General features: G+C 58.9%; 9 protein-coding genes. 5 read left to right on the forward strand and 4 right to left on the reverse strand.

All coding sequences use genetic code 11. From position 1 onward, the window contains the following. From P7F28_RS10160 to P7F28_RS10170, 3 genes are all read left to right on the forward strand, one after another. On the forward strand, window positions 1–451 hold a 451-nt coding region (locus tag P7F28_RS10160; protein WP_277184363.1), incomplete at its 5' end, for a GNAT family N-acetyltransferase. Between the two features lie 3 nt (window positions 452–454). Next, the gene (locus P7F28_RS10165; protein WP_277184364.1) at window positions 455–910 is read left to right on the forward strand and encodes a cupin domain-containing protein; all 456 of its coding nucleotides are present in this window, start codon (window positions 455–457) and stop codon (window positions 908–910) included. A 48-nt stretch (window positions 911–958) separates the two neighbouring features. Further along, the gene (locus P7F28_RS10170; RefSeq protein WP_370467287.1) at window positions 959–1,975 is read left to right on the forward strand and encodes a porin; all 1,017 of its coding nucleotides are present in this window, start codon (window positions 959–961) and stop codon (window positions 1,973–1,975) included. Window position 1,976: 1 nt separating this feature from the next. Here P7F28_RS10170 and bluB read toward each other — a convergent pair whose 3' ends face one another. Then, window positions 1,977–2,618: a 5,6-dimethylbenzimidazole synthase gene (gene bluB / locus P7F28_RS10175; RefSeq protein ID WP_277184366.1), complete on the reverse strand. Its 642-nt coding sequence runs from the start codon at window positions 2,616–2,618 to the stop codon at window positions 1,977–1,979. 272 nt (window positions 2,619–2,890) lie between these two features. On the opposite strand from bluB, the gene P7F28_RS10180 reads away from it, so the two are divergent. Together P7F28_RS10180 and P7F28_RS10185 are read left to right on the forward strand one after the other, a co-directional pair. Continuing rightward, a complete protein-coding gene (locus P7F28_RS10180) occupies window positions 2,891–3,058 on the forward strand; it encodes a hypothetical protein (protein WP_277184368.1) in 168 nt (55 codons plus the stop codon). Window positions 3,059–3,082: 24 nt separating this feature from the next. Beyond that, on the forward strand, window positions 3,083–5,179 hold the full coding sequence (locus P7F28_RS10185; protein WP_277184369.1) for a phosphocholine-specific phospholipase C: 2,097 nt from the start codon (window positions 3,083–3,085) through the stop codon (window positions 5,177–5,179). Here P7F28_RS10185 and P7F28_RS10190 read toward each other — a convergent pair. From P7F28_RS10190 to P7F28_RS10200, 3 genes are all read right to left on the reverse strand, one after another. Further along, on the reverse strand, window positions 5,176–6,108 hold the full coding sequence (locus P7F28_RS10190; RefSeq protein WP_277184373.1) for a LysR family transcriptional regulator: 933 nt from the start codon (window positions 6,106–6,108) through the stop codon (window positions 5,176–5,178). The genes P7F28_RS10185 and P7F28_RS10190 overlap by 4 nt on opposite strands. Before the next feature lie 36 nt (window positions 6,109–6,144). Continuing rightward, window positions 6,145–6,681 carry an ester cyclase gene (locus P7F28_RS10195; RefSeq protein WP_277184370.1) on the reverse strand — a complete coding sequence of 179 codons (537 nt, stop codon included), beginning with the start codon at window positions 6,679–6,681 and terminating at the stop codon, window positions 6,145–6,147. 132 nt (window positions 6,682–6,813) lie between these two features. After that, the gene (locus P7F28_RS10200; RefSeq protein WP_277184371.1) at window positions 6,814–7,875 is read right to left on the reverse strand and encodes a class I SAM-dependent methyltransferase; all 1,062 of its coding nucleotides are present in this window, start codon (window positions 7,873–7,875) and stop codon (window positions 6,814–6,816) included. Window positions 7,876–8,113: the final 238 nt, after the last annotated feature.

The raw sequence follows: 8,113 nt of genomic DNA on the forward strand, positions 1-8,113 counted from the left end.
TGATCCGCTGCATTACACGGTGATCGACACCGCGCGCGACAAGGCCGTCGGCACGCTGGCGCTGATGCGTATCGAACCAGTGCATGGTGTAATCGAAGTGGGCAGCGTGACGTTTTCGCCGCTGCTCAAGCAGACGCGCATATCCACCGAAGCGCAATATCTGCTGATGCGTTATGCCTTCGACGATCTGAAGTATCGCCGCTACGAGTGGAAATGCGACAGCCTCAACGCGCCTTCGCGCAAGACCGCGCAACGGCTTGGTTTCGAGTTCGAAGGCATTTTCCGGCAAGCGATCGTCTACAAGGGACGTAATCGCGATACTGCCTGGTACGCGATCATCGACCGTGATTGGCCGCGCATCAAACAAGCCTTCGAACGCTGGCTGTCCGACGATAATTTCGATGCCGACGGCAAGCAGCGCGCGTCGCTCGCCACGCTCAGAGGCGCGTAAGTCATGCCCAAAGTCGATATCGCGAAAGTGCCGCAAATAAAGGGCGTGGGATATCCGCCGCCTTACGATCAGCCGTGCGCGGACCGCATCCGTCAGCGTCTGGGCGATGCAGGCGGCCTGCGCGATTTCGGCGCCAATCTGATGATGCTGCCGCCGGGAAACTGGTCGAGTCAGCGTCACTGGCATTCGCATGAAGACGAGTTCGTCTATGTGCTGGAAGGCGAACTCGTGCTGATCGAAGACGAGGGCGAGACGGTGTTGCGCGCAGGCGATTGCGCGGCGTTTCCGAAGGGCACGGGCAATGGCCATCACATGATCAACCGAAGCGCGCAGGCAGCGCTTTATATCGAAGTCGGATCGCGCTTTCATGAAGACCTGACCACGTGTTCCGATATCGACATGATGAGCGCGAATGCCGATGGACGCTTCGTGCGCAAGGACGGCGCTGACATTGCTTGAATAACGATAAAATAGCGGATTACACCGGTTAGTTAAAAAAGGGACTGCGTGCGTCCAACATTCTTTCGCGTCGCGATTTGCGCGTCGGCATTTATCGCGTTGCCCGCGTGCGCGCAGAGTTCGCTCACGCTGTACGGCAGTTTCGATACGAGTATCGAAGTGACCAATCCGGGCGCGGGCTATGTCGCGCGTATGGATTCGGGCGCGTATCGCGGATCGCGCTGTGGCGTGAAGGGCGCGGAGGATATCGGCGGCGGCAATCAGATTTTGTTCGAACTGGAGAACGGCTTCAGTTCTGCGGATGGCACGCTCGCGACGGCCAATACCATTTTCAATCGGCAGGCGTGGGTCGGCATCGGCGGTGCGTGGGGCACGGTGCGCGCAGGGCGGCAGTATTCGCCGATCTACATTCCGTTCAAGGGGCAACTCGATGCGTTCGGTGCGGGCACCATTGCATCGGGCTTGGATAACCTGTCGAAGATCACGCCGTATCAGAGCAACGCGATCACGTATTTATCGCCGCGTGTGTACGGCTTTTCGATGACGCTGCAAGCCGCATTGCGCGATGGATCGACGGATGGCAACGGACTGGCCGGATCGGTCGAAACGTTCGACTATCGATATGGTCCGGTGCGCTTGCTCTACGCGCATCAGCAAACGAATGGCGATGGCGCGCTACGGGCCAATTTGGGCGGCGCATCGTACACGTACGGCGGCCTGACGACGTTTCTCTCGTTCTTCAATGGCGATGGCGGCACGCCGCGTTATCACAACGATGGCGCGTCGGTTTCCGCGTTGTATGCGGTTAAGCCTGATTTGCGCTTCTCGCTCGGCTACACGTATCTGCGCGATCGTTCAGGTGGCGATAACGACGCAGATCAATTCAGCGCCGCGTGCGAATACGATCTCTCGAAACGCACGCTGCTGTATGCGAGCGCAGGCTGGCTGCGCAATCATGCCGATGCGACTTTTACGCTGCGTGGCGTGAATGTGACGGGGTTGACGCCTTCGTATGCGGGAGCGCCGGTGAGGGGCGTGCAGGTGGGGATGTTGGAGCGATTCTGATTTATTCGCACCACCTATTTTCAAACACGCAGTCCTCTACTGTTCGACGCCTTTCCCACTTCTCCATCTCCAACATCGGCGCATCATAAAACCGCTCGACGTGGCCTATACAAAGAATCGCGACGGGCCGCGCGCCTGACGGCATGCCGAGCAAGTCCGCCACTTCTTGCGGATCGAATAAAGAGACCCAGCCCATCCCCAAGCCTTCGGCACGCGCCGCAAGCCACATGTTCTGAATCGCGCACGCGACCGAAGCAAGATCCATCTCGGGCAAGGTCCTGCGCCCGAACACGTACGGATCGCGCTTATCCATCAACGCCATCACCAGCACTTCACCGCACTCGCGCATGCCTTCGACTTTAAGCTTCATGAAAGCATCGCGGCGTTCATCGAGTGCATCGGCGGTGAGCGCGCGTTCCTTTTCGACAGCCTCATGCAGGCGCTCACGAAGCTCGATGCTCGTGATGCGAATGATCCGCCACGGTTGCATGAAACCCACGCTGGGCGCGTGAAGCGCGGCATCGATAAGTCGCTGCATGACGTCAGGCGCGACGGCCTCACGCACGAAGTGACGCATGTCGCGCCGCTCGTAAATCGCGCGATAAACCGCGAGACGTTCATCGTCGCTGAAAGCTTTTTGCATGGATAGAAAAGGTAATTCAGTTAAACGTACGAGTCGAAATCATATCTTCCCGCTCTTTCACTATCGCGCAAATTCCTTACGTCATATTGCTTACACAGGCGACAGCTAATCTTCCTGCGCTCTCATGATCAGCGCGCAAGCGCCGGAGATTCATGCCGATTGCCTCATCACGCCACGCACTCGTGGCGCTTTTCGTTGTGTGCTCATGCGCAAGTCTGGGCGCATGCGGCAACTCGCAAACGGACGATGCAACGCCTTCTCCAAGCGCATCCGTGAGTGTCAACGCAGCACCGCAGGCGATTCAATCGAACGAGCTTCAGGACTGGGCACGCCAGGTCGCGGGTCAAAGCAACACGAACACCAACGTTGATACCAAGGCCGCCGCCGCGCCCGCGTCCTCAGACGCGCTCGCGCCACCCGTAATTCATACGGTTGACTAAACATTTCAAATTCCCCGCGATCCGATGACAAACAAGAACCGACGTGAATTCCTGCGTGCGGCGATGGAAACCGCCGCCGCCGCAACCGCCCTCAACGTGATGCCGCTGGGCATCCGTCAGGCGCTCGCGATTCCTGCCAACAACAAGCATGGCTCGATCGAGGATATCGAGCATATCGTGGTGCTGATGCAGGAAAACCGCTCGTTCGATCACTACTTCGGCAGCATGCGCGGCGTGCGCGGTTATGGCGACAAGACCGTCGTTTCGACCGCGAATGGCGGCACGGTCTTCACGCAAAGCGGCCTCAACCCGTTCCATCCGGATGCCGCGAATCTCGGCCTGCAATTCATTCAGGATTTGCCGCACGACTGGCCGACCGGCAAGCAAGCCTTCAACGAAGGCCGCTACGATCAGTGGGTGCCTGCCAAAGGCACCACGACGATGGCGTATCTGAATCGCAACGACATCCCGTTCCATTATCAACTCGCCGACGCCTTCACCATTTGCGACGCGTACCACTGCGCCACGAATACATCGACGGACCCGAACCGCTACTACATGTGGACCGGCTGGGTCGGCAACGACGGCTCGGGCGGCGGCCCGGTAATCGACAATGCAGAAGCGGGCTATGGTTGGTCCACGTTCCCGGAAGTGCTGGAAAAAGCGGGTATTTCGTGGAAGGTCTATCAGGACGAAGGCGAAGGACTCGACGCCAAGGGTTCATGGGGCTGGACGGGCGATAACCCTTATATCGGCAATTACGGCGATAACTCGCTGCTGTACTTCACGCAATATCAGAACGCGCAGCCGGGCAGCCCGCTCTACGAAAAAGCGCGCCGTGGCACCACCGCCTTGACGGGCGATGACTACTTCCGCATTCTCAAACAGGACGTGCAGAACAACGCACTGCCGCAAGTCTCGTATATCGTCGCGCCGGAAGCGTTCTCCGAGCATCCGAACTGGCCGGCGAACTATGGCGCGTGGTACATCGATCAGGTGCTGCAAGTGCTGACGTCGAATCCGGACCTGTGGAGCAAGACCGCGCTGCTCATCAATTACGATGAAAACGACGGTTTCTTCGATCACGTCGTGCCGCCGTTCCCGCCGACATCGAGCGCCAACGGTCTTTCGACAGTTGGCACGGACAACGAAGTATTCCCCGGAAGCACGAAATACACAGCAGGCGTCTACGGCCTCGGCGCACGCGTACCGATGCTCGTGGTCTCGCCGTGGTCGCGTGGCGGCTGGGTATGCTCGGAGACCTTCGATCACACCTCGGTGATTCGCTTCATTCAGAAGCGCTTCGGCCGCAAGCACAATCTCGCTGAGCCGAACATCACGCCGTGGCGTCGTGCAGTGTGTGGCGATCTGACATCCGCGTTCGACTTCCGCAATCCGAATCGCAATCTGCCGACGCTGCCGTCAACGACCGGCTATGCACCGCCGGACAAGATTCGCCATCCTGACTATGTGCCGATTCCGCCCGTCGGCGGCGCGCTGCCGCAGCAGGAGCCGGGCGTGCGTCTGTCGCGTGCGCTGCCGTACGAGCTGTTCGTGCGCGCGCATGCGGATTCATCGAAGGGCGCGGTATCGTTCGATTTCGTCAACACGGGCGATGCAGGCGCGGTGTTTCTGCTGTATCGCAATGGCAGTGTGGATGCGCCGCGCACGTACACGGTCGAAGCGAACAAGCGTCTGTCCGATCGCGTGACGGCGAATCTGGATGGCAGCTTCGACTTCACCGTGCATGGACCGAACGGCTTCCTGCGGCGTATTGCGGGCAAGGCGTCGTCGCAATATAGCTGGTGGTCGAAAGAGACGGCCGTGCCGGAAGTCGCGGAAGGTTATGACGTCGCGAACGGCAACCTGCAATTGCGTCTGAAGAACAACGGCACGGTGGCATGTGTCTTCACCATCGTGAATGCGTACGATAAGTCGAAGAGCATCACGCGCCATGTGTCTGGCGGCGATAACGCGCAGGTCTATCTCGATCTGCGCTCGGCCTACGGCTGGTACGACATCGAAGTGAAGGTGAGCACGGACAGCAGCTTCGTGCGTCGTCTTGCGGGCCGTGTCGAAACAGGTCGTGATGGGTTGAGCGATCCGGCGCTGGGCGTTTAAAGTTGATCGTGCAGATAAGGCTCGAATTCACGGGCCTTATCTGCGAATCGCTCGCCTAAGAAGTCCAGCAAGGCACGCACTCGCGGAGCCATAAATTGGCGGCGCTGGAATAGCGCATTCACTGGCGCATCCGGCGAACGCCATTCAGGAAGCAGCAATTGCAGGCGTCCCGCGCGCAGATCGTCGCCGATATCCCAGATCGATTTCATCGCGATGCCGCGTCCTTCGAGCGTCCATTGCCGCGCAACCGCGCCGTCGTTCGTCTCGCGCGCACGATTCGCCGATGCGCTGAACGTCGCGCTTCCGCCATCGCGTGTGAAGCGCCATTCGTTCGCCACGCCCGCCGCAGAAGTTAGCAAAACGAAACGATGTTGCTCCAACTCATCGACTGTCTTCGGCGTGCCATGCGCCTCGATATACGCAGGCGATGCACACAACGCCCGCCGATTCGGCGCCATGCGTTTGGCGATCATCGTGCTGTCCGCAGGCACGCCGAAGCGTATCGCCAGATCGATATCGTCCTGAAGCAGATGTGACAGCGAATCCGATAAAACCAGCGCAATGCTCACGTCCGGATGCTGCGCGTTGAACGTATCGAGCCATTCGCGCAGCAAGTGTCGCCCGAAATCCGATGTCGCTGAAACACGCAGCTTGCCGCTGACGATCTCGCGTCCCGCATGCAGCGCGGCGTGGGCATCGTCGAGCGTTTGCAGTGCATGCTGGCAATGCACGAGATAGGTGCGGCCTTCGTCGGTGAGCCGCAGACTGCGCGTAGTGCGTTCGAACAACTGCGTGCCGAGCGCCGCTTCCAGCCGCACGAGACGCGCGCTTGCCGCAGCGGGCGATAGATCGAGTTTGCGGCCCGCGGCCGTAAGACTGCCCAACGCTGCGGCTTCGACGAAAAGCCGGATATCCCCGAGATTGTCCACGCGCGCGAGTTCCTGATTCATGGCGATCAGGCGATCTTACTTCGCGACCACGCCAAGCTGCTGAAGGAACGTCAGGTTATCTTCGAGATGCCAGTTATCGGTGATCTTGCCATCGCGAATACGGTAGATATCCGTGGCGATGAAATCGATCGGCTGGCCCTTGCCCTGCACGCCGTTGAACGTGCCGATGAAATGGCCCGTGAAACGCAGATGCGTAATCACGCGATCGCACGCGACGATCATCTGTTCGACCGATGCCTGCACATCCGGCACCGCGCCATGAAACACCTTCGATGCCGCCAGCGGCCCCGCGATGCCTTGCGGACGTCCCGGCGGCAGCGTGCGGTCGGTGAAGGTATCGGCGAGGGCTTCACGGGCCTGTGCTTCGTCGCCAGTGGTCCAGAAGGTGTCGTAGGTGCGGGCAGCGTGAATCTGCTGCGCGGCCTGCTGCTTCGAAATGCTTTTATCGACGATGAGGGTTTGCGGCTTGACGAGATTGTCCGCATGCTGAGCGGCGAATACGGGCGCGGCAACGGCAACCAGTGCAGCGCTGACGATAGATGCGAATTTCATGGCAGGCTCCTTTATCAATCGACCGGAAGAAGAAAACGACTCGATGAAAGTCATTCTGCTTTTCCCGACGCCTTTTGATAATTGAGCCCGCGTTTGAATGATTCTTCAGGGAAAGTGAAAAATCCCTTGTTTTCAGGCTTGCGCGTGAAAGATCAGATTAAATGGCGTCTGCGTGGCGCGGCGGAATCGCGTAAAGCCGCCTTTGGTGATGACGTCCTTCAGCCGTGCTTCGCCTGCCTGTGCGCCTAAGGCCATTTTGCCGTCCTGCGCTAAAGACGCGCCGCAGCAAATCATTGTCGATGCCGAGTAAAACACGCGCCCGACTGCGTTGAGGTTGTCTTCCAGACGATCGTTCGCAAACGGCTCGACGATCATCCACGAGCCATCAGGCTTGAGCGTTTTGAGCACATGCGCCGCCGCCGCGATGGGATCGCCCATATCGTGCAGGCAATCGAAGAAGGTGACGAGATCATAGGCATCGCCGGGATATTCCTGCGCGCTCGCCACTTCGAATGTGACGCGATCCGCCACGCCCGCGTCCTTCGCTGCACCACGCGCGTGCTCGATCGATGGCGCGTGATAATCGAAGCCCACGAACTGCGCCTGCGGATAAGCCTGCGCCATCAGAATGGTCGATGCACCATGACCGCATCCGACATCGGCCACGCGCGCGCCTTGCGTGCTCAAACACGCATGCACGCCATCGAGCGAGGGAATCCATTCGCTGACGAGATGCGCCGCATAACCCGGTCTGAAGAAACGTTCGGTACCCTTAAATAATGACGGATGCTGCTCGTGCCAGCCCACGCCCAGCCCTGTGCGAAACGCGCCTTCGAGTTTTGGCAAACCGCGAAACATCGCTTCGGCGCAATCGATGAAACCGGGCACGAAGGTCGGGCTGGTTTCATCAGCGAAGCACATACTCATTTCATTCGAGAGTTGATACTTGCGGGCGTTTGCATCGTAATCGACAAAGCCTGCTGCGGCCTGCGCGCTGAGCCATTCGCGCACGTATCGCTCGGAGAGTTGCGCGCGTTCCGCGATCTGTTCCGATGTCATCCAGTCCTGTTCTTTCATGGCCTTGTATAAACCGAGCCGGTCACCCAGCGCGATCAGCGGCGCGCAGGCGATTGCGCCGAATTCTCCGACCATTCTTCCCATGAAGTCCTGCAACTTCTGTTCGTCGTATTGCATGTTGCACCTCCTCGACGAAAGCGACTTTGATTGGACGAAAACAAGGCGTTTCCGTCAAGAAAAGTATAGGTGCGCGTGACGACATTCAGCCCTTGCTATGCGGGTATTCGTACATGAAGACGAATAGCTGCTACTCATGAAACGACGAAATACGAGTAACTTCTTTGGGATTAGTATTGCGGTTACGTTGAACAACCCAAGGGACGACGGATCATGAACTCATCGCTGCAAACCGTTC

The sequence above is a fragment of the Caballeronia sp. BR00000012568055 genome, assembly GCF_029439455.1.
GTDB lineage: Bacteria > Pseudomonadota > Gammaproteobacteria > Burkholderiales > Burkholderiaceae > Caballeronia.

Bases quoted from the DNA above. Each gene is read 5' to 3' on its own strand.
- P7F28_RS10165 (WP_277184364.1), top strand. From the start codon at position 455: ATGCCCAAAGTCGATATCGCGAAAGTGCCGCAAATAAAGGGCGTGGGA.
- bluB (WP_277184366.1), bottom strand. From the start codon at position 2,618: ATGCAAAAAGCTTTCAGCGACGATGAACGTCTCGCGGTTTATCGCGCG.
- P7F28_RS10185 (WP_277184369.1), top strand. From the start codon at position 3,083: ATGACAAACAAGAACCGACGTGAATTCCTGCGTGCGGCGATGGAAACC.
- P7F28_RS10195 (WP_277184370.1), bottom strand. From the start codon at position 6,681: ATGAAATTCGCATCTATCGTCAGCGCTGCACTGGTTGCCGTTGCCGCG.
- P7F28_RS10200 (WP_277184371.1), bottom strand. From the start codon at position 7,875: ATGCAATACGACGAACAGAAGTTGCAGGACTTCATGGGAAGAATGGTC.